Below are 425 nucleotides of genomic sequence, written 5' to 3'. Positions count from 1 at the left end.
GAAAATTTAATGCAAGCGTTATACCCTCTTATGTAATGCCACAAAACTTAATTAGCGGAGAAAGAGGAAGCGAAATGTTTTATGTTGCCTTAAGTATTGGTATTAAACTATAACAACATTTACTCTACATATATGCTCATTTATTTTCGAGCTATGCTTTATTGCGGCATAGCTTTTTTATTAGAGAATAAAAATACTGATACTTGTTTGTTGAATATTTTTTGCAAATTGTTGCTTAATAAAAGGAGATAACTTTTCAATAAAAGGCTTCGCTGTTATCCGTTGCGGTGTTGCCAATATGATAGTTTTATTTTGATGAATTATTTTTTGAAAGCAATTAAAAAGTGAGTTGAAATTTTCAGGATGATAATTTACATCACTCATCAGAATAATATCTTCTTCAATCTCAGCATCACCAAAAAAAT

General features: G+C 29.2%; 1 protein-coding gene. It reads right to left on the bottom strand.

All coding sequences use genetic code 11. The features are described from left to right. Positions 1 to 180 precede the first annotated feature (180 nt). Positions 181 to 425: hypothetical protein (locus E3E25_RS11360; protein WP_206204734.1), on the bottom strand; the 245-nt coding region annotated here is incomplete at its 5' end.

The organism is Thermococcus sp. MAR1, from assembly GCF_012027305.1.
Taxonomy (GTDB): domain Archaea; phylum Methanobacteriota_B; class Thermococci; order Thermococcales; family Thermococcaceae; genus Thermococcus.
This window is presented reverse-complemented; position numbering and strand designations above follow the sequence as displayed.